The sequence below is a fragment of the Streptomyces spiramyceticus genome (genome assembly GCF_028807635.1).
Taxonomy (GTDB): Bacteria; Actinomycetota; Actinomycetes; order Streptomycetales; family Streptomycetaceae; genus Streptomyces; species Streptomyces spiramyceticus.
Genome location: NZ_JARBAX010000001.1, coordinates 2,680,203 through 2,701,229, shown reverse-complemented (window position 1 = coordinate 2,701,229; position 21,027 = coordinate 2,680,203). Strand labels below are relative to the sequence as shown.

The window sequence follows — 21,027 nt, the reverse complement described above, 5'->3', positions numbered from 1 at the left end:
TTACGAGGTCTTCCCACGACGTGACTTGGCCATCAGCAGGAAGACGACGACGAGCAGCACGACGATGACGAGAACCAGTCCGATGATCAGCCCCGCCGACAGGCCGCCCTTGGACTTCTTCTTGCCCTTGCGGCTCTTGCCGGCGGTCGTCTCCGACGTCTCGGACTTCCGCGTCGCAGACCAGGCGGTGGGCGCGGCAGCACCCTGCTGCTCCGTGACGACGGCGGGCGCGGTGCGGGCCGGCGCGGCGACGGCGGTGGCCGCCGGTGCGCCGAGAAGCGCTCCGACGAGCAGGAGTGTGGTTGCGGTACGCACGGTTCTTCCTCCCCGGGGGTGGCCGAGGCACTCGGCTTCCGGCACCGTACGACATACGTTTGACGGCCACCAGGCGCACCACGAGATGTACACCGGACGCTCCACCGGATGACGCGGAAGGTCACAACGCATGCGGATTGCCACCACGATCTTTCTCACCGACGAGACGATCACGCCCGTACGGCTCGCACGCGAGCTGGAGCAGCGGGGATTCGCCGGTCTGTACCTCCCCGAGCACACCCACATCCCCGTCTCTCGCGAGTCGCCCTTCCCCGCGGGCGGTGAACTCCCGCGCGAGTACGGCCGTACGCTCGACCCCTTCATCGCGCTCGGCCAGGCGGCCGCCGTCACCGAGCGGCTCGCCCTCGGCACCGGCATCACGCTGGTCGCCCAGCACGACCCCATCGACCTCGCCAAGCAGGTCGCGACCCTCGACCACCTCTCAGGCGGCCGCCTCACCCTCGGCGTCGGCTTCGGCTGGAACGCCGAGGAGGCCGCCGACCACGGCGTGCAATGGCGTACGAGGCGCGAGCTCGCCCGGGAGCGGATGGCGCTGATGCGGGCACTGTGGGCGGAGGAACCGACGGCTTACGACGGTGAGTTCGGGTCGGTCAGGGCGAGCCATGCGTACCCGAAGCCGGTACAGAAGCCGCGCGGCCCGGTCGTCGGCCCCCGCACGCTGGTCGGCGGGGCGGCGGGCCCCCAGCTCTTCGCGCACATCGCGGAGTACTCGGACGGGTGGCTGCCGATCGGCGGGCGCGGCCTGACGGAATCGCTGCCGGTGCTGCGCGAGGTGTGGGAGGCGGCGGGCCGCGATCCCGAGGGCCTCCAGGTCGTCCCGTACGCCGTCGTCCCGAACGCAGGCAAGCTGGCGCACTACGCGGAACTGGGAGTGCGGGAGGTGGTGCTGCAACTGCCGCCCGCCGGTGAGGCGGAAGTGCTGCGGGTCCTGGACAAGTACGCGGCGTTTCTCTGAGGAGGAGGCGCTCCGCCCCCTGTGCCCGGAGGGCGGGCGCCGCTACCTTTGCCAGTGGCATGGCATTGGCATGTACAGCGTCCGGCCGCAGGGCCGCACCTCGGGGGAGAGGCTACGCACGTGCAGAAAAGCCCATTGAGCATCGTCGCGATCGTTTTCGGCGTGGTCGCACTCTTCTTCTGTCCGCCGCTCTTCGGCATCCTCGGTCTCGTCTTCGGCGGAATCGCCAAGTCCAAGGACGAACCGCTCGCGGTCACAGCCCTGATCGTCGCCGGAGCCGGCCTGGTCCTCGGCATGCTGCTCGGCGTCGTCGTCTTCAGCTCGATGTCCGCCCCCTGACCGGACCTTGACCGGACCGCACCGGACGGGACCTTGGCCGGACCGGACGGACCTTGGCCGGACCGGCACCTTTGACCGCTCCTGACCGGTTCTCTGTCGGTGGCCGCTCGTATGCTCGTGGAATGACGACGAGCGCACCGCACGGACCCACCGCCAACGCCATGCGGCGCGCGCTCAGGCGTGCGCGGGACGGGGTGGCTCTCGACACGACCGAGGCCGCCGTGCTCCTCCAGGCCCGCGGCGAGGACCTCCAGGACCTCGCCGCTTCCGCCGCGCGGGTGCGTGACGCGGGGCTGGAAGCCGCCGGGCGGCCCGGGGTCATCACGTACTCGAAGAGCGTGTTCGTCCCGCTCACCCGGCTGTGCCGCGACAAGTGCCACTACTGCACCTTCGCGACCGTGCCCGGCAAACTGCGCCGCGCCGGGCACGGGATGTTCATGTCGCCGGACGAGGTGCTGGACATCGCGCGCCGCGGTGCCGAACTGGGCTGCAAGGAAGCGCTGATCACCCTCGGCGACAAGCCCGAGGACCGGTGGCCCGAGGCGCGGGAGTGGCTGGAGGCCGAGGGGTACGACGACACCGTCGCGTACGTACGGGCGATGGCGATCCGCATCCTGGAGGAGACCGGACTGCTGCCGCACCTGAACCCCGGCGTCATGTCCTGGACCGACTTCCAGCGCCTCAAGCCCGTGGCGCCCTCCATGGGCATGATGCTGGAGACGACCGCGACCCGGCTGTGGAGCGAACCGGGCGGGCCGCACTACGGCTCGCCCGACAAGGAACCGGCCGTGCGGCTGCGGGTGCTGGAGGACGCGGGGCGCTCGTCCGTGCCGTTCACCAGCGGGCTGCTCATCGGGATCGGGGAGACGTACGAGGAGCGCGCCGAGTCGCTGTTCGCGCTGAGGAAGGTGGCGCGCGCCTACCACGGCATCCAGGAACTCATCATCCAGAACTTCCGCGCCAAGCCGGACACGGCGATGCGCGGCATGCCGGACGCGGAGCTGGACGACCTGGTCGCCACGGTCGCCGTAGCCCGGCACATCATGGGCCCGTCGGGCAATCTGCAGGCCCCGCCGAACCTCGTCGACGGGGAGTACGCGCGGCTGATCGGCGCGGGCATCGACGACTGGGGCGGAGTGTCGCCGGTCACGATCGACCATGTGAACCCCGAGAAGCCGTGGCCGCAGATCGAGGCCCTGGCCGAGCAGTCGGCGGCAGCCGGGTTCCGGCTGGAGGAACGGCTCTGCGTCTACCCGGAGTTCGTACGGCGCGGCGAGCCCTGGCTCGACCCGCGTCTGCTGCCGCACGTGCGCGCGCTGGCCGACCCGGAGACGGGCCTCGCGAACCCCGGAGCTCCCGTGCGCGGCCTGCCGTGGCAGGAGCCGGACGAGGGTTTCACCTCCACCGGCCGTACCGATCTGCACCGCACCATCGACACCGAGGGCCGCACTGCCGACCGGCGTGACGACTTCGACGAGGTCTACGGCGACTGGGGCGCGCTGCGCGAGGCCGCGGCGCCCGGCATGGTGCCGTCACGTATCGACGGCGACATGAAGGCCGCCCTTACGCAGGCGGCCGACGACCCGACGAAGCTCACCGACGACGAGGCGCTCGCCCTGCTGCACGCGGACGGTCCGGCGCTGGACGCCCTCACCCGTATCGCCGACGAGCTGCGGCGTGACGTCGTCGGCGACGACGTCACGTACATCGTCACGCGCAACATCAACTTCACCAACGTCTGCTACACCGGCTGCCGTTTCTGCGCCTTCGCCCAGCGCCGTACCGACGCCGACGCCTACACGCTGTCCCTGGACCAGGTCGCCGACCGGGCCCAGCAGGCGTGGGAGGTCGGCGCGGTCGAGGTGTGCATGCAGGGCGGCATCCACCCCGACCTGCCCGGCACGGCGTACTTCGACATCGCGCGGGCCGTGAAGGAACGCGTCCCCGGCATGCATGTGCACGCCTTCTCCCCGATGGAGGTCGTCAACGGTGCGACCCGCACCGGAATGTCGATCCGCGAGTGGCTGACGGCGGCGAAGGAGGCCGGGCTCGGGTCGATTCCGGGGACGGCCGCCGAAATCCTCGACGACGAGGTGCGCTGGGTCCTGACCAAGGGCAAGCTGCCGACCGCGACCTGGATCGAGGTCGTGAAGACGGCGCACGAGCTGGGCATCAGGTCCTCGTCGACCATGATGTACGGGCATGTGGACCAGCCGCGCCACTGGCTCGGCCACCTGCGCACCCTGGCAGGCATCCAGCAAGAGACGGGCGGCTTCACGGAGTTCGTGACGCTGCCCTTCATCCACACCAACGCGCCTGTCTACCTGGCCGGGATCGCCAGGCCCGGACCGACGGACCGCGACAACCGGGCTGTCACGGCCATGGCCCGTCTTCTCCTCCACCCGTACATCACCAACATTCAGACCAGCTGGGTCAAACTGGGTGCGGAGGGCGCCGCCGAAATGCTGCGCTCCGGCGCCAATGACCTAGGCGGGACACTGATGGAGGAGACCATCTCCCGGATGGCGGGCTCCAGTTACGGTTCGTACCGCTCCGTCCAGGATCTGATCGCGATCGCGGACGCGGCCGGGCGGCCCTCGAAGCCGCGCACGACCCTGTACGGCGACGTACCGGAGGAGCGGCAGCGGGCGGCCCTCGCATCGGACGGACATCTTCCGGAGTTGCTGCCGGTGCTGGAGTGAAGCGGCATTAGTAACGCGTAAAGATTGCCGGAACCCGGCAATGCTTTCTGTCAGAGCTGCATGAGACCATCCCCTTGTTCAAGGGATCGGTGTACACGGGGGAGGGCGAGCGGGATGACTGTTTTTCTCGGTCTCGGCATTGCGGGGATCGTGCTGCTGGCTCTTTCGTTGATCTTCGACGGAATCCTGGAAGGGCTCTTCGGCGGAGTCCTCGACGGCCTCTTCGACGGGCTGCTCTCGTTGCCCGTTGTCGCCGGATTCCTCTCGATGTTCGGCTTCGGCGGCGCCATCATGCTGGGTGCCACCGGCCTCGGCGGCGCGGCCGCCACGGGAGTCGGGCTGGCGGCGGGTGTCGCCGCGGGCTGGCTCGCGTGGAAGTTCAGCCGCGCGCTGATGCGCGACCGGACCGACGCCACCCCGCGCGGCACCGACCTGGTCGGCACCTCCGGAGCGGTCGTCACGGCCATTCCCGCCGACGGTTACGGCGAGGTGCTGCTGCGCCTCGCCGGGCAGCCGGTGAAGCTGGCGGCGAAGAGCGCCGTGCCGGTTGCGCGGGGCGCCGAGATCTGGGTGGAGGCATCGCTGTCGAGCACGTCGGTCGCGGTGCGCCCCGTCGAACGCTGACCTTCCTCACCACACCTGTCTACATCTCTACATCACACCCCTGCCTCATTAACTACCTGCTACGGGGATTTCCTCATGAGTCCAGTCATTGTCGCTGTCGTGGGAGTCGTCGTACTCCTCGTACTGCTCGCACTCGTAGTGATCACTCGCTACAAAGTCGCGGGCCCCAGCGAGGCATTCATCATCACCGGCCGCCGCGGCAAGCGGTCCACGGACCCGGTCACCGGACAGATCTCCACCGACAACAGCGGCCAGAAGGTCGTCGTCGGCGGCGGCGTCTTCGTCGTGCCGTTCGTACAGCAGAAGTTCACCCTCGATCTCTCCAGCCGACACATCCCGATCGCCGTACGCGGCGCGGTCACGCTGCGCGGTGTGAAGGCCAACCTCGAAGGCGTCGCGATCGTCAAGGTCGGCGGCAGCGAGGACGCGATCAGGGCCGCCGCCCAGCGCTTCCTCCAGCAGCAGGACGGCATCGTCGGCTTCACCCAGGAAGTCCTGTCGGGCGCGCTGCGCGCCATCGTCGGCCGCATGTCGGTCGAGGACATCATCCGTGACCGTGCCGCGTTCGCGGGCCAGGTCGCGGAGGAGGCCGAGGCGAGCCTGTCGGGCCAGGGCCTGATCCTGGACGCCTTCCAGATCCAGGACATCACCACCGAAGGCTCCTACCTGGAGGACCTGGGTCGGCCCGAGGCCGCCCGTGCCCGCCAGGAGGCCGACATCGCCGAGGCCATCGCCAAGCAGGCCTCCGAGCAGGCCCGGCTGAAGGCGGCCGAGGAAATCGCCATCGCCGAGCGGACGTTCTACCTCAAGCAGGCCGAGATCCGCGTCGAGACGGAGGCGGCGTCCGCCAAGGCCAACGCGGCCGGTCCGCTCGCCGACGCCGCCCGCCAGCAGGAGGTCCTCGCCGAGCAGGAGAAGGTCGCCGAGCGCCAGGCCGCGCTGACCGACCGCGAGCTCGACACCAAGGTGCGCAAGCCGGCCGACGCGGCGCGGTACCAGGCGGAGCAGGAGGCGGAGGCGCGGCGTATCGCGCAGGTCAAGGAGGCCGAGGCGGACGCCGAGCGCTCCCGCCTCACCGGTGAGGGCGAGAAGCTGCACCGCGCGGCGCTGGCCGAGGCGGTACGCATCGAGGGCGAGGCGAACGCCGCCGCCATTGCCGCGAAGGGTGCGGCGGAGGCCGAGGCGATGCACAAGAAGGCGGACGCGTTCGCGCAGTACGGCGACGCGGCAGTGCTCCAGATGCTGGTCGAGGTGCTGCCGCAGGTCGTGGCCAAGGCGTCGGAGCCGCTGAGCGCGATCGACAAGATGACGGTGATCTCGACGGACGGTGCGAGCCAGCTGGCGCGTACGGTCACCGACAACGTCGCCCAGGGCGTGGAGCTGCTGACGTCCACGACGGGCGTGGACGTCGCGGAGCTGCTGAAGAGCATCACGCAGCGAGGCGTGAAGACGGCTCCGGAGCCGGCCGACGCGAACGGCCAGATCCCGATCACGGACTGATCCGAGCCGCGGGACCGCCGCGGACTGTCCTCAAACGCCGGACGGGCTGATTTTCAGCCCGTCCGGGGTCCCCCCTGGACGAAGTCCTTGGAGGAGTTCGAGGCCCGCGGCGGAACCGCAGATGTCACAGCGGGAAGGGGCGGGTAGGGGAACAAGCCACACCCGAACCTCCACCCACCCGCCCCACCCGAACACCCCCTCCCCTTCGATTACAGTGCTGCGCCAGACGCCGATCGAACGCCGGCCGCACCGGGAAGGGCAGTAGTGGTGAGCGCACCAGTCACATCCGTTTGGGGCCGTGCCGAACAGCAGGACTTCCGCTCCCGGGTACGCGGCTGCCTCCTCGGCGGCGCGGTCGGCGACGCCCTCGGCGCGGGCGTCGCCGCCCTCACCCTGGACGAGATACGCGCAGCCCACGGCACCGACGCCCTCACCGACCTCGCCCCCGCCTACGGCAGACGCGGCGCCATAACCGCCGGCACCCAGCTCACCCTCTTCACCGTCGACGGCCTCATACGTGCCCAGGTACGCCGCGACACAGGCGCCTGGCACCCGCCCACCGACGTACACCGCGCGCATCTGCGCTGGGCCGCCACCCAGAGCGACTGGGGCCCCGACGAGCGCCGCAAGGACAACGGCTGGCTCGCCCGCGAGGAGTGGCTCTACGCCCGCCGCGACCCGTCCCGCGAATGCCTCACCGGCCTTGCCGACGAAACCATGGGCACCCTCGACAAGCCGAGGAATCCCACCGCCCGAGACTCCGGCGCCCTCACCCGCTCCGCACCCTTCGGCCTCCTCGTCGGCTGGGAGCCCCAGCTCGTCTTCCAGCTCGCCGTCGAATGCGCCGCCCAGACCCACGGCCACCCCACCACGTACCTCTCGGCCGGGGCATTCGCCGTCGTCGTCCACGGCCTGGCGCGCGGCGAGACCCTCGACGGTTCCGTGCAGCGGGCCCTGGCCCAGCTCGCCGCTCGCCCCGGCCACCAGCCGGTGACGGACGCCCTCAAGCAGGCCCTCGGCGCCGTACGCCAGGGCATCCCGAACCCCGCCAGGGTCGAATCCCTGGGCGGGGGCCGTACCGCCGAGGAGGTGCTCGCGGTCGCCGTCTACTGCGCGCTTGTCGGCGAGGACATCCGCCACGCCCTGTGCCTCGCCGTGAACCACAGCGGGGCTTCGGACGCGACCGGCGCCCTGTGCGGCGGCCTACTCGGCGCCCTCCACGGCGAGACCGCGCTGCCGCCGGGCTGGCTGGCCGAGCTCGAAGGGCGCAGCACGGTCCTCGAACTCGCCGACGACTTCGCGATGGAGATGACCCAGGGCCCGGCCCTGCACGGTCCGGCCGTCAACGCGCCTGGCTGGCTGGCCCGCTATCCGAGGGCATGACGGCAACCGTCGCATCACCCGGCGCCGCGGGAACAGGAACAGCCGCCGCACCGCCCGAAGGCTCGTCGTCGTCCAAGTCGTCGTCCGAGTCGTCGTCCGAGTTGATCCGCGCCAGCACCGCATCCCGCTCGGGCGTGTCCTCCGGCTTGATGAAGCCGACCAGGACGTACAGCACCGCGACACGGCCAACGGCACGGACACCTGGTACTGCGTCTGGTACTGCGTCGCCACCCCGTCCATCCCGTAGTTCACCACCCAGAAGGCGAAGAGCCCGCACGCCCAGGAGACCAGCGCCGCAGTCGGCCCGGACTTACGGCAGCGGGGCAGCAGGCCGAGCATGAACGGGATCGCGATGGGCCCCATCAGGCCCGCGACCCACTTGATGACGACCGTGATGATGTCCTTGAACGCCGGCGAGTTGACCTGGATCGCGATCGCCATCGACAGCGCCAGGAATGCCACGGTCGACAGACGGGCGGCCACCAGACCGGCCTTCTGCGCGAGACGATGAGCTACTAGCGCATGAGTTCACCGGCGTTGACGAGCAGCGACTGGCCGGTGATCGCCCGCGCCCGGTCGGAGGCCAGGAACGCCGCGGCCTCCGCGACATCCCCGTCCGTGGCCAGCTCCGGCAGCGCCATCCGCCCGGTCAGCCGGTCCAGCACCTCGGCCTCCGGTACGCCCTCGGTGTGCGCGGCGAACCGGACGTACGCCTGGACCGGCGGCCCCCACATCCACCCCGGCAGCACCGTGTTGACCCGTATCCGGTGGGGTCCGAGCTCGCGCGCCATCGAGTACATCGCCGAGGTCAGCGCGCCCTTCGACGCCGCGTACGCCGCCTGCTGGACCTGCGAGGGCGCGGCCACCGCCGACTGCGTACCGATGATGACGACCGAGCCGCCCCGCTCCTTCAGGCCGGGCAGGCAGGCGCGGGTCATCCGCAGCGTGCCGAGCAGGTTTACGTCGATGACGCCGTGCCAGGTCTCGAAATCGGCGTCCTCAAGGCCGCCGAAGTAGCTGTCCCAGGCGGCGACATGGATGACCCCGTCGATCCGCCCGAACCGCTCGACCGCGAGCGCGGCCAGCGCCTCGCACTGCGCCTCTTCGGAGATGTCCGTGGCCAGGTGGGCGGTGTGCGCGCCCGAGGGGTCGATCTCGGCGGCGGCCTTGGCGAGGTTTGCCGCAGTACGCGCGCCGAGGACCGCGTTGCCCCCGTCCCGTACGACGGTCGCGGCGATCCGGTGGCCGAGCCCGGCGCCGACCCCCGACACGATGACGGTCTTCCCCTGGAGCAGCATCCGGGTGCCTCCCGAGTCCGTTCATTGAACTGACGACCCGTCAGGATAGGTGGTATGGGCGGCGAGGGGAAGTCGTGCGATCGTCATGCGGTGGCGACGCCCTGGCGCAGTGCGAAGCCTTTGTGTCCGTCGATCAGTGCAGGTACAGCGGCTTGATGTGTTCGGGGTTGAACGGAGCACGTCCTTTGCCGGACGGCATCACTTGGATGGCGCTGAAGATCTCACCCACCAGGGCACGGCGTTGCTCCAATCCTCCGGTTCGCCACTCGCCCTCGTAATCGCGCGCTCGGCCGTGACGTGCGTGTGGGGTATGGGTCGCCAGTTCTCCTTCGAGCCGGTCGAGTTCGGCGTTCAGCGAGGCGAGAGCTTGGTAGTAGTCGTCGGGTCGCATGCCTTGCACGCTCTCCGAGCCCTTGGCCCACGAGGACGTGAGATCCCGCTTGCGAGCGCCGATCTCTGAGATCCGAGTCCTGAGGGTGTGGGCTGGATCGGTCTGGTCTGCGGCTTCGTCTCGCGTCGGCAGCTGTGTCGAGTGGGCCTTCGCCCACTCGACGATCAGACTCTCCAGATGCAGGTCCACTGGTTGTGCACGTCGGCTCACCTTGCCGCAGGCGTTGCGGCCCTTGCCCGGGCAGTAGTAGATGACATGCCCGCGGCAGGCAACGCGCTTGGTGCTCATGGCCGCTTTACAGATCCCGCACCTCAGATAGCCGGTGAACACGTACTTGCGATAGTTGGCCCCTTGCGGATTCCCCGCGATGCCTCGCTGCTCGCCGAGAAGTCGCCGGTGGTCCAGCTCAAGCTGGGTGTCAGCCCACAACTTCTTGGAGACGACCGGCTCCCACCGCCCCAGGACGGGAAGTCCGTCTTCGCCGAGGAGCACGCGACCCCAGCCGTCCCGCTGCCGCGAGATCTCGCTCCGATGTTTCCCCTGGTAGGAAACGAAGCCGCAGTAGCGAGGGTTGGTGAGGATCGCTTTCACGGTCGGTTGCGCCCACTTGGTGCCACGCGGGGACGGGATGTTGTCCTCGTTGAGATCTCGCGAGATGCCGGTGATGGACCTGCCGGCAGCGAACTGATCGTAGATGCGCCTTGCGATGCGCGCCCGGTCCTGGCGCAGGGTTCCGTCAGGGTTCCATGCGTATGGTGTCCTGCCGGTCAGTTCGCCGGCCGAGGCATCCGCGAGGTGGTTCCTGGCCACTCGGCGGGAGGTGTCCTCCGATGCCTTGAGGGCCATGATGCACAGCATCCTGGCCATGTGCCGATCGGCATCATTGATGAGGTTGAGCTCGCCCGTGACGCCGACAGCCGGCCGCTTGGCGTGCTCGACGATGTCGATGAGGTCCTCGAGATCCCTCGGCTGACGCGCCAGTCGGTCCGTGTCGTAAAAGATGACGCCGTCGATACGGCCCGACAGCAGGTCGCTCAGCATGCGCCGGAAGGCAGGGCGGATCACCATCCAGTCAGTCGTGCCGTCGCTCTTCGCGAGCCGCTTCTTCTTGAACGCCCTGGTGTCGTTCTCTCGGTAGACCTCGGTAAACAGGCCCCAGCCAAGGTCGATGCGCTTCAGCTCGGCGTCCTGTAGCTGGAGATCGATCCCCTTCTCGTTGCCGCGGCGGTCGCAGGAGGTCCGTAGGTAGCAGCCGGGTCGCTGTGGAACGTACCTGCGCAACGAGTCTCCGACGGCGAGCGCGACCGATGTGCGATTCCGGACGCGTTCAGGGATCACAACGCCGTCCCATGAGGCGTCGAGCCCAGTCGTATCGGTGGCGCCAAAGGTGTTCACGGTTCCTCCAGTGGCGATGGAATGCACCCCGAATTTAGCGACCAACTGTGGTCGTTTGGTCGCATTGAGTACCCATCACCTGCAGGGTTGATTGCTCGTATGGGCGTTCCTATCGACCAACGCCTGACGTACCGTCAGGACTATTCGGTCGGGACTGACGCGGGAGGGTGCATGGAGGAGAGCGGACGCGCGGAGCGGCACCTGGAGATGTATGCCGAGTTGGCGTCGGTCGGGCCGTACGGCGTGAAGGTCGGGCATGCCTTGATCACCATGGTCGAGCCACATCGCGGGCACGAGCGTGCATACCACAGGTGGTATGAAGATGATCACTACATCGCTGGAGCGATGGCCATGCCCTGGATGTTCGCGGGCCGCCGCTGGGTCGCCACCCGCGAACTCCAAGAACTGCGCACCCCGGAGAAGTCCGCCGTCGCCCAGCCCGTGACCGCCGGCTGCTACCTCTCCACGTACTGGGTCACCGAGGGGCGCTACGACGAGCACATGAAGTGGACCGTCGGGATCAACAAGCGGCTCAACCGCGACGGCCGCGTCTACCGGGACCGTACGCACGTCTTCACGGCCTTCCAGGACCACGAGGCGACGGTCTACCGCGACGGGGCGGCGGGCCCGCGCGACTACCACGCCCTCGATCACCCGTACCAGGGGCTGGTGTTGGAGGTGATCGACGCGGAAGGGCCGGAGCAGCGCGCCGAGTTGCTGGAGTGGTTGCGCTCGGCGTACCTGCCGAAGCGCCTTGCGGGCTCCTGCGCCGCGATGGTCACGATCTTCCGGCCGACGCCGCTGCCGGGCGACCGGATGACGTACGTGAAGCAGGTCGAGGGGGTCGACACCCGGCTGACCCTGCTCTGGTTCCTGGAGGCCGACCCGCGCGAGAGGTGGCAGGAACGGTTCGGCGACCTGGAGGGGGAGGTGGCCGCTTCGGGGCTCGGGCGGGTGGAACTGGTGGCGCCGTTCATTCCGACAGTGCCGGGGACCGACCGGTACGTGGACGAACTGCGCTGAGGCGCCGGTCGCCGACGAGTACGGATGTGTACGTGTGCGTACGGACGAGTACGCCAGGAGCCCTCTCGGCCAGGACGGCGAACCGGTCGAGAGGGCTCACTTCGGTCGTGCCGTGTACGGACGGGCGGTCAGCCGAGGCTGAAAGTCCCCTGGCCGACTCCGCCCACGAACGCGCTCCAAGAACCGGGGGCGAAGGTGATGGAAGGGCCCTCGGGGGCCTTCGAGTCCCGTACCGCGATGGCGTGCATGACGGGGGACTTGACCTCTACACATGCGCCGTTGCCCCCGGAGTACGAGGACTTCGTCCAGGTGTCCGTAGCGCCCTGAAGAATTGCCATGTTCACTCCGATGTAGCTGGTGAGATGTGACTGACGCCAACGTTCTTGATGGCGTGAGCGACGCTACTCGCCAACTTCTCGGTGTGAACCGGTCGTTCACCCGACCGGATGGCATATTCCGGAGCGCCTTCCGCTGCCCGGCGGCGACGGTGTACCGTACCGGCGCCTGTCAGCGGGCGTACTCCTTGGCGATGTCCGCGATGAACTGCCGCGAGGCCTCGACATTCAGCGCCTGGGCGCGCAGATGCTCGTACATCACGCTGTACTTCTGGACGTCGTTCGCCTTCTCCAGATACAGGTCGCTCGTCACCCCCTCGATGTAGACCACGCTGGAGTCCGAGGCGTCCGGGAACTCCAGCACCGCGTAATGGCCGCTGATGCCGGGGTGCGCACCCATTTCGAAGGGCAGTATCTGGACGGTCACGTGGGGCAGCTGCGACTGCTCCACCAGATGCTCCAGCTGTTCCCGCATCAGCTGCTTGTCACCGACCAGGCGGCGCAGCGCGGCCTCGTCGATGACGGCCCACAGGCGCAGGGGATTCTCGGCCGCGAGGATTCGTTCCTGCCGGCGCAGTCTCACCTTCACGCGTTTCTCGACGTCGGTGGGGCCGGTCTCGGGCAGTGCGCCGGTGATGAGCGCCTCGGCGTACTGCGGGGTCTGGAGCAGGCCCGGGACGATCTGGGGGTCGTAGACGCGCAGTGAGGCGGCGTCCGTCTCCAGGCCGATGTAGACGCTGTACGGGATGTCGCCGAAGGCGTGCCACCAGCCCTGCTGGCGTGAGTCCTTGGCCATCTGCATGAGCGAGTCGACGATGCGGTGGTCCTCGACCTCGTACACACCGCACAGGTCGCGTACGTCGCGCTGGCTGATGGAGCGGCGGCCGTTTTCGAGGCGGCTGATTTTTGACTGGGAGACCAGCAGGCGCTCCGCCACCTCCTCGGCCGTCATGCCCTTGAGCTCGCGGAGCCGGCGGAGCTCCTGGCCCAAACGGCGGCGCCTGACGGTGGGGTTGACGTTGGACGGCACGGGAACTGCACCTCCGGCTGATGCGTTGTGCGTATGTACGGCTGTTCGGCCAGCACGCTCTACTGCTCAGCAGACTGCCACCATGTGCCTGGCCGCGCTGGAGAATGGCCACACGCGGTGCCGACGCGAACGCGCGGGGTGGCGGTCCGGACGGTCCAGGATGGCCTGGACGGCCGGTCCACCACCCCGCGCGCTTGGTGCGGCTCCCGAACCGGGTCTTGGGGACGTCGGTGCGGCGCTGGTCGTACTGCTCTTGCTCTTGCTGCCGGATGGTGCGGCTCAGTGCGCTGCGACGCGGGCCATGCCGTCGCGGCGTGACTGTGCCTGATGCTGCGGCTGCATCGGTACGGACGGCTGAGGCCGGCCACCCGCTGCCTGTGCGCGGCGTGGCTGTGCGGCCACACCGTTCTGGACGTCCATCACGGCGTGCGCCACGAGACCGCCCATGGGGTCGTGCCTGATCAGATCCCTGAGACGGGAGCGCGATGAACGCCCCTCGTTGCCGGGGTAGAGGTGCTTGCCGAGCCCCACTGCGTGAGCGAGCGCGGCGAGCGCCGCGGTCCGCGGGTCCGGCGGTACGCCGGTGCGGATCGCACTGTCCAGCCGGGACCTGATTTCCCTGCTGATCGCCGTTTCCGTCGCCTGGTAGCGAGTTGTCGGCAGCACCCCGCACATCTGACCCGCCACGGCATGGACCATGCCGCATCGTTCCAGATGCGAAAGGTACGTCTGGCGGAGCCCCAGCCGGGGCCCGCCGATCCAGTGGACAGCCCGGACCGGGCTGCCGCGCCTGCGCAGCAGTTCCAGTGCGGAGTCCAATGTCGGATCTCCTGTCGGCCGTGCCATCACCACGGCGATACGATCCCCGTCTGGGGCTATCCGTCCTGCCAGAGCCAGCTCCACTAGCTGTGCCCCGGCCAGGCCGAGGTCGAGCGACTGCGGCTGCGCTGTGGTACCCGTGGTCGGGTCCAGAGCGAGCAGCAGAAGCTCCTCCGGAATCGTTCTGCGGCTCCTGCCCATCCATGCCTCCCCGCGTGGATGAATGACAGGGTGACCCCTCTCACATTCATCTGTCGAGAGCGCCTGGGTGCTTCGTGCGGGAACCGGCAGGTATGTCGTTCTCGTCTAGCGAGGAGGCCGGGGTCTCAGACAGGACACTGGTACATGGTTCGGACATCGGACTTCGGGCCGATGGACAGCGGGCGTAAGCGCGGGCGCGTATGAAGGAGGCATCGGTGGCGGGCGAGTCCCCCGACAAGTCGGAGCAGCGGAAGTCGTCGGGGGAGACGACTCCGGGCGAACGCGACCCGAGGCTCGCCGTCTTCCGGGAATCGGCCGCGAGGCCGAACCAGGACGACGGCGATGCCCTCGATGCGGGTCACGTGGACCAGCCGACGGCAATCTTCAAGATGCCCACGAAAACCCCCGCGGAGGAGCCCACGAAGCCCTCCACCGCCCCCGAGGGCGATGCGCGCCTCCGCGCGGCGGTGGCGGCATGGGTGGCGACCCCGGCCGTGTCCGACGCACAGGCGTCCGGAGCCGAGGACGTCCGGTCCGCTGCCGCCGACGACGCGGCCGACAGCGCTGCGGCCGTGTCGCAATCCGACGTGGATGTGTCCGGCGCCAAGGACGGCAGGGCCGCGAGCGAGCCCGACGCATCCGACGCTGACGCGGTCCCGGCGTCCGAGGACGGGCGGTCTGCTCCTGATCGCGGTAAGCAGGCGGCTGACGACGACGCCCCTTGCGGGGGCGGCGCGACCGCCGGTGGCGTGGCCGGGGCGCAGGCTGACGTCGGTGTGCCCGGCGTGGATCCGGAATCGGAGTCCGAAGGTGGCTCCAGCAGCGGTGCTGAGGCCGGGGCGGGCGCGGCTCGTGCCGAGAGCGGTCGGGTTGCCGCCGGCCGCGCTGAGTCTGGGGCTGACGACGATGCCCCTCGTGCGGGCAACGCGCCCGGCGGCCCTGCGGCCAGGGCGCAGGCGGACGCGGAAGCGTCCCGCGAGGATGCGGTCCCGGCGTCCGAGGGTGGCTCCGGTGGCGGCGCCATCGGCGGGCCTGCGGCCGACGCGCAGGCGGACGCAGAAGTGTCCGAGGCCGAGGACGGTTCGGGCCGTACCGCCGTGGGGGGCGACGCCGAGGCGGAGTCCGCGTCCGACGACGGTTCCGGTGGCGGGGCGTCCGGCGGGCAGGAGAACACGGGTGGTGCCGGGGGTGGCGTGGATCAAGCCACTGCCGTCTTCAAGGCCGTCCGGCCGCGTGCGGCCATCGACCAGCCGACCACCGCGCTCAAGAGCGTCGGTCCGCCCAAGGCTCCGAAGCCCGCTCCGAAGCCCGCGCCGGAGTCCGCCGCCGAGCGGACCAGCAAGTTCGTGCCGCTCATCAAGCCGGACGACGTACGGCCGCCGGCCCGGAAGCCGGAGAGGCCGCAGTCGCCGCAGTGGGCGGCCAAGCCTGAGGCACCCGCACCCGCACCCGCACCCGGCGCCCTTCCCGAGGCCGAGCGGACCCGGCAGCAGCCCTTGCCGCCGCTGCCCCCGCTCGATCTGCTCGCCGAGCTGACGAACACCCCGCCCCCGCCGGAAACCCCCGTGCGGAACGCCCTGCGGCGGGTCAAGATCTGGACGCCGCTGGTCCTGCTGCTGGTGATCGTCTTTGCGGTCGTACAGTTCCTGCGGCCGCTCCCCGCGCCCGCGCTCGCGCTGACCGCGAAGGCGACGTACACCTTCGAGGGCGGCGCGCTCGACATGCCGTGGCCCGAGGAGGGTCAGTCGGCCGTCGAGGTCCAGGGCGTCGGAAGCATCGGTACGCACGGGGCGCAGAAGCCCGCGCCTATCGCCAGTGTGACGAAGGCGATGACGGCGTACGTGATCCTCAAGGAGCACCCGCTCAAGGGCGACGAGAACGGCCCGAAGATCACGGTCGACGAGCAGGCCGAGAAGGAGTCCAAGGCCGCCGACGAGTCGACCGCCGCGATCAAGGAGGGACAGGAGTTCACCGAGCGGCAGATGCTCCAGCTGCTCATGATCCCGTCCGGCAACAACGCCGCGCGGCTCCTCGCCCGCTGGGACGCCGACTCCGAGGCCGAGTTCGTCAAGAAGATGAACGACGCCGCCAAGGACCTCGGCATGAAGAACACGACGTACACCGACCCGAGCGGCCTCGACCCCACCACGGTGAGCACCGCGACCGACCAGCTCAAGCTGGCCAAGGCGGTCCTGGAGAACGACGTGTTCCAGGAGATCGTCAACACGCCCGAGATCGAGATCCCGGGCCTCGACGGCAAGATCTACAACAACAACAACATCCTGCTGGAGCCGGGTGTGAGCGGCGTCAAGACGGGTTCTTCCACCCCCGCCGGCGGCAATCTCCTCTGGTCCGCCGACACCGTCGTCGACGGCAAGAAGCGGCGGATCGTGGGCGCGGTGATGGGTCAGCAGACCGGAACCACGCTCGACTCCAAGCTGCAGCTCGCGATCACCAACAGCCTCAAGCTGATCCAGGCCGCCCAGCGCGACGTCACGTCGGCCACCGTCGTGAAGAAGGGCGACGTGGTGGGTTACGTCGACGACGGGCTCGGCGGGCAGACGCCGGTCGTCGCGACGAAGAACCTCAACGCGGTCGGCTGGCCGGGCCTGAAGGTGGAGCTGGCGATCTCCGACAACGGCAAGCCGGTGCCGCACGCGGCGAAGGCGGGCACCGAGGTCGGCGAGGTGACTGTCGGCACGGGGCCCGGCCAGGTCAAGGCGCCGGTCGCGCTGCAGAAGGACCTCGTCGAGCCGGGCTTCAGCGAGAAGCTGGCGCGCGTGGGGTGACGACAGCCCGATGAGCAAGGTGCTGCCGCCGGACGCGAGAACCGGCGGCAGCACCCGTTCCAGGAGTAACAGATACGGGCTTTGCGCGGGCTGTCGCCTTTGCCTGAGTGAATCGTTTCGTCGGCGCCTGCGCGAGGCGCCCGAACTCGGCACAGGGCGCGCAACGTTCGCTCTCGTACGCTTGCCCGTTAGTGTGGAGCGCCCGGCGCGGCGCTCCGTGACGTGTGCACATATCTGCCCCCTCACAGGGAGTCCGCCATAAGTACCGCGCTGAAGGTTTCGCCGGCCGTCGACGCCGAACGCCCTGTGTGGAAGTCGCGGACCACAGCGGCACTGGTCCCCCTGACGGTGACGCTCCTGTTCGGGCTGTGGGGCATCCGCAGGCAGGGCAGTGTCTGGCGGGACGAAGTCGTGACGTACGACATGGCGCACCGCACCCTGCCCGAGCTGTGGCACACGCTCCAGAACTTCGACGCCGTGCACGGCGTCTACTACCTCTTCATGCACGGCCTGTTCGCCGTCTTCGGCGGGGACGTGACCACGCTGCGGCTCCCGTCCGTACTGGCAACGGCCGCGGCCGCCGCCGGCATCGGGCTGCTCGGCCACCGGTTCGCGGGGGAGCGCGCGGGCGTGTTCGCCGGGCTGGTCTTCCCGCTCATCCCCGCCGTGCAGCAGTACGCGCAGGAGGGCCGCTCGTACGCGCTGGTGTGCGCGATCGTCACCTGGGCCACCTACCTCCTGGTGTGCGCAGCGACCCGGCCCACCAGAGGGCTCTGGGTCGCCTACACGGCCGCCGCGCTGACTGCCTGTCTGCTCCACGAGTTCGCCGTACTGATGCTGACGGCGCACGGCGCGACCATGCTGCTCTCCGACGTGCCGCGCCCGGTCAAGCGGGCCTGGACCGTGGCCGCCGCCTGCGTCGTCGCCGGGCTCGCGCCGCTCGCCGTCTTCAGCATGGGCCAGTCGGAGCAGATCCGCTGGATAATGTGGCCCGACCCCGTGCAGCTGCTGAGCTTTGTGGCGCTGGCGGTCGTGGGGCTGTGGTGCGCGCGCACCACCCCGGTGCCTACGAACGGGCCGATCGGGCTGCGGACGCTCGCCGTTCCGATGCTGATCCTGCCCACGGTCGTCCTGCTGCTGGCCTCCCAGCTCAAGCCGATGTACGTAGACCGCTACGTCCTCTATTACGTCATAGGGTTCGCGCTGCTGACGGGCGCGGCCCTGGACCGGGCCGTCCGGTCGCACAGCGGGCGGTGGGCGTGGGCATGGTGCCTGGCGCTGGCGGCGGTCCTGGTGCCCGTACTGGCCGTGGGCGCGCATCTGCGGAGCCCGGAGAGCCGCGTGGACGACGCCACCGCCGTGACGCAGGCGGTGCGGGAAGCGGCGGAGCCCGGCGACGGTCTGCTCTTCACGCCGTCAAGGCGGCGCGTATGGACCCTCGCCCAGCCGGCGGCGTACAGGGACTACCGCGACCTTGCCCTGGCCCGGGCGGTGGACACCTCCGACTCGCTGTACGGCGAGGAGATCCCGGCGGCGCACATACGTGCACGCATGCTGGCCTCCGACCGCATCGTCGTACTCGGCGATCCCGAGGGGGATCCGGTCGACACGACGGAGCAGGAGGTCATGAAGCGCACGACGCTGCGGGAGCACTTCGAGGAGTGCAGCAGCAAGGAGGTCACCGGGGCGCGGATCACGGTCTACGCGCGCCCCGGTCACTGCGCGGCCGGTTGAAGTCACCCAGTCCCCCAGTCACCCCGTCAGCAGCCGCAGCAGATGCGCGCACGCATCGGCCTCACTGAGATGCCGCAGACCGACGTGGTACGCGCCCCGCTCGTACACGCCGGTCTCCCACCGTTCCAATTAAGTGACCAGGAGTGAGTCTTGTACCCATACCTGGTCACTGCGGACATCCCGAACGGTTTTGGATATCCGACTGGTCTCCCGCGTTCCGGTGGTCCCCGCTTGGGTACGTGCATCGTGTGCACGTTCCGTGACGGGTGGGCGGGTTTCCTCGCGTCCTCGCGTCTCCGGTCCGGCCTGGACGGTCCGATGCCCAGCACCATCACTCTGGTGATGCTGGGGCGGTGCCGTCCGTCGCCGGATCGGGTGCCCGAGTGCGCGTCGCCCGATCGCGATACCAGCGGCATCGTGACGGGACATCTTGCGGCGACCGGTGGCCAGCGGCTTGCGCCAGTGCTGGTCGCCCCACATCGAGGTGTAGGCCGGGTCGACGGCCACGATGGACAGGTCCATCTCGGCGGCCATCGACACGAGCCGGGCTTTGAGCTTGCCGGTGGGGATACCGGAGATGAGCTGACGGAACCGCTTCCTGCGGCCGTGCTTCTCGCGGGTCTTCTCGGCGGTGAAGTCCAGGTCCTCAATCGCGATCGCGGCGACGCCGCAGCGCTTCGCCCAGTGCAGGAGACGGGTGATGGCGTGCCGGATCTGCGCGTCCCGGTGCTGGGCCGACCCGGACAGGTCGTAGAAGAAGCTCTTGGGGTCGCCGACCGGGTTGCCGTGCACGTCGAGGCGGTAGGCGGCGAAGTGGTCGGCGTTCGTGTCGACGCCGATCATGCCCTTGGCCCGTGCGGTATCAAGCGGGATGGTCTTCACCGTGGGGCGCTGCCACGAAGCGGTGAGGTACCAGCGCCCGCGCTCCACATCCAGGTGGACGCGGTAGGCGACAGCCCGGTTGGCGTCGATGCGGTCGGCCCACTCCTGACCCCGGTGCTTGAACTGCACCTTCGAGGCGAGGACGTACCGGCCGTGCCTGGCGTTAGCCAGATCCGCGAGCGGCGCGGGAAGCTTGATGCTGACCTCGCCGTCGGGGCTGACGCGGATCGTCTCGTTCCCGAAATGCTTCCCGGACTCGCCGTCAGCGGCGAGGAACCACCGCCCCGCCTCCCACCGTGCCCGCCACTCGGTCTCGGTGAGCTGCGCGGCTTCGAGGTTGTGCCGGTTGTTGAGCAACTTCCGGCCGCCGCGCACGACGTGCACGACGCCTGCCTCCCGATCGGCGCGGGCGACGTCGAGACGGTGTTCCAGCGTGTGCAGGCGACGCGACTTCTGGAACCACTCGCGCTTCGACCGGTAGCCGCCCGGGGCCCGCTTCGAACCTTTCTCGCCGATCGGCTGGGACAGACGGTGCAACAGCGTGCGCGCACCGGCCTCAAGAGACTGAATATGTGCGAGCTGGCAGCGACGGGAGAGCGCCCACTGATCGTGGGTGGCCTTCGTGATACTGCCCGCCCACCGCGAGGACGACTCGCCGGTCAGGCCCTGCTTACGGGCCGCCCACGTATCCGAGGTGTGTTCCAGACCGTCACGGCACCGGGCCGCCAGATCACGGGATGCGAGGCGTCCGAGGTGTTCGCCGACCACACGCAACACCTTCTCGTCCTCGGACGTGAGGTGTTTGAGCCGATCACGTATCGCCACACCGGACGGCCCGAGGGCAACGAACGACGCGTCGATTACACGCAGTTGCCGTTTCGTGTTCCGCTGCACCGCTCGCCTCCCTTCGTGATCAACACCCCGAACCTACCGGCCACCACTGACAATCCGATCCCCGCCGCTTATGCGCGTTCCTACACCACGACCGAGGACACACTCATGCGCCCTTACGCACACTCCTAGCCACTCAACCAGCAGCAGTTCCATACCCCTTGACCAGCGGCCCCACTGGCTTCTCCCACTTCCTCGGCAGCCGCTCGGGCCCCAGCCGCGCGTCCCCCTGGAACTGGCCGGTGCACGGCGCGGGCCGCAGCTTGCGGGCCTCGTCCGCCACGGCGAGCGGCGCGGCGGACGCGACAGGGCCTGTCGCGATCACCGCGACGGCACCAAGTGCGGCCAGGACAGTGCGCATTCGATTCACCCGAGGTCTCCTCACGAGCCAACGACCGGT

The 21,027-nt window shown here is 69.4% G+C and carries 17 protein-coding genes and 1 pseudogene; 9 read left to right on the top strand and 9 right to left on the bottom strand.

The window, feature by feature from the left end:
• The gene (locus PXH83_RS12005) at positions 1–315 is read right to left on the bottom strand and encodes a hypothetical protein (protein ID WP_274559668.1); all 315 of its coding nucleotides are present in this window, start codon (positions 313–315) and stop codon (positions 1–3) included.
• Between the two features lie 130 nt (positions 316–445).
• Between PXH83_RS12005 and PXH83_RS12000 the strand changes: the two genes are divergently transcribed.
• From PXH83_RS12000 to PXH83_RS11975, 6 genes are all read left to right on the top strand, one after another.
• Positions 446–1,291, top strand: coding sequence for an LLM class F420-dependent oxidoreductase (locus PXH83_RS12000; RefSeq protein ID WP_274559667.1), 846 nt, complete (start codon positions 446–448; stop codon positions 1,289–1,291).
• 120 nt (positions 1,292–1,411) lie between these two features.
• Positions 1,412–1,630: a hypothetical protein gene (locus PXH83_RS11995; protein WP_214919507.1), complete on the top strand. Its 219-nt coding sequence runs from the start codon at positions 1,412–1,414 to the stop codon at positions 1,628–1,630.
• A gap of 122 nt (positions 1,631–1,752) precedes the next feature.
• On the top strand, positions 1,753–4,332 hold the full coding sequence (locus PXH83_RS11990) for a bifunctional FO biosynthesis protein CofGH (protein ID WP_274559662.1): 2,580 nt from the start codon (positions 1,753–1,755) through the stop codon (positions 4,330–4,332).
• Positions 4,333–4,446: 114 nt separating this feature from the next.
• Positions 4,447–4,956, top strand: a complete 510-nt coding sequence (locus tag PXH83_RS11985) for a hypothetical protein (RefSeq protein ID WP_274559660.1) — start codon at positions 4,447–4,449, stop codon at positions 4,954–4,956.
• Between the two features lie 75 nt (positions 4,957–5,031).
• Positions 5,032–6,456: a flotillin family protein gene (locus PXH83_RS11980; protein ID WP_274559658.1), complete on the top strand. Its 1,425-nt coding sequence runs from the start codon at positions 5,032–5,034 to the stop codon at positions 6,454–6,456.
• Between the two features lie 267 nt (positions 6,457–6,723).
• Positions 6,724–7,839, top strand: a complete 1,116-nt coding sequence (locus PXH83_RS11975; RefSeq protein ID WP_274559656.1) for an ADP-ribosylglycohydrolase family protein — start codon at positions 6,724–6,726, stop codon at positions 7,837–7,839.
• Here PXH83_RS11975 and PXH83_RS11970 read toward each other — a convergent pair.
• From PXH83_RS11970 to PXH83_RS11960, 3 genes and pseudogenes are all read right to left on the bottom strand, one after another.
• Positions 7,799–8,337: pseudogene (locus PXH83_RS11970) on the bottom strand (Na+:solute symporter); the annotation flags it as partial. The gene PXH83_RS11975 and the pseudogene PXH83_RS11970 sit on opposite strands and share 41 nt — an antisense overlap.
• A gap of 17 nt (positions 8,338–8,354) precedes the next feature.
• Positions 8,355–9,137 (bottom strand): SDR family oxidoreductase, encoded by a 783-nt coding sequence (locus PXH83_RS11965; RefSeq protein WP_274559654.1) that lies wholly within the window; start codon positions 9,135–9,137, stop codon positions 8,355–8,357.
• A 133-nt stretch (positions 9,138–9,270) separates the two neighbouring features.
• Complete coding sequence (locus PXH83_RS11960) at positions 9,271–10,923, bottom strand: recombinase family protein (RefSeq protein ID WP_274559652.1); 1,653 nt, start codon at positions 10,921–10,923, stop codon at positions 9,271–9,273.
• 171 nt (positions 10,924–11,094) lie between these two features.
• Between PXH83_RS11960 and PXH83_RS11955 the strand changes: the two genes are divergently transcribed.
• Complete coding sequence (locus PXH83_RS11955) at positions 11,095–11,946, top strand: hypothetical protein (RefSeq protein WP_274559650.1); 852 nt, start codon at positions 11,095–11,097, stop codon at positions 11,944–11,946.
• Between the two features lie 128 nt (positions 11,947–12,074).
• Here PXH83_RS11955 and PXH83_RS11950 read toward each other — a convergent pair whose 3' ends face one another.
• The 3 genes from PXH83_RS11950 to PXH83_RS11940 form a co-directional block, all read right to left on the bottom strand.
• Positions 12,075–12,284, bottom strand: a complete 210-nt coding sequence (locus tag PXH83_RS11950) for a DUF397 domain-containing protein (RefSeq protein WP_274559648.1) — start codon at positions 12,282–12,284, stop codon at positions 12,075–12,077.
• Positions 12,285–12,453: 169 nt separating this feature from the next.
• Entirely contained in the window at positions 12,454–13,311 is an 858-nt protein-coding gene (locus PXH83_RS11945) for a helix-turn-helix domain-containing protein (RefSeq protein ID WP_214919516.1), read from the bottom strand.
• Positions 13,312–13,590: 279 nt separating this feature from the next.
• On the bottom strand, positions 13,591–14,331 hold the full coding sequence (locus PXH83_RS11940) for a GOLPH3/VPS74 family protein (protein ID WP_274559645.1): 741 nt from the start codon (positions 14,329–14,331) through the stop codon (positions 13,591–13,593).
• Positions 14,332–14,546: 215 nt separating this feature from the next.
• Between PXH83_RS11940 and PXH83_RS11935 the strand changes: the two genes are divergently transcribed.
• Both PXH83_RS11935 and PXH83_RS11930 read left to right on the top strand, forming a co-directional pair.
• Positions 14,547–17,120, top strand: coding sequence for a D-alanyl-D-alanine carboxypeptidase family protein (locus PXH83_RS11935; protein WP_274559643.1), 2,574 nt, complete (start codon positions 14,547–14,549; stop codon positions 17,118–17,120).
• 306 nt (positions 17,121–17,426) lie between these two features.
• Positions 17,427–18,854, top strand: a complete 1,428-nt coding sequence (locus tag PXH83_RS11930; RefSeq protein WP_274559641.1) for a glycosyltransferase family 39 protein — start codon at positions 17,427–17,429, stop codon at positions 18,852–18,854.
• Between the two features lie 129 nt (positions 18,855–18,983).
• Here the strand turns inward: PXH83_RS11930 and PXH83_RS11925 are convergent, their stop codons facing one another.
• Together PXH83_RS11925 and PXH83_RS11920 are read right to left on the bottom strand one after the other, a co-directional pair.
• Positions 18,984–20,630 carry a transposase gene (locus PXH83_RS11925; RefSeq protein ID WP_274559639.1) on the bottom strand — a complete coding sequence of 549 codons (1,647 nt, stop codon included), beginning with the start codon at positions 20,628–20,630 and terminating at the stop codon, positions 18,984–18,986.
• A gap of 133 nt (positions 20,631–20,763) precedes the next feature.
• Positions 20,764–20,988, bottom strand: coding sequence for a hypothetical protein (locus PXH83_RS11920; protein ID WP_274559637.1), 225 nt, complete (start codon positions 20,986–20,988; stop codon positions 20,764–20,766).
• Positions 20,989–21,027: the final 39 nt, after the last annotated feature.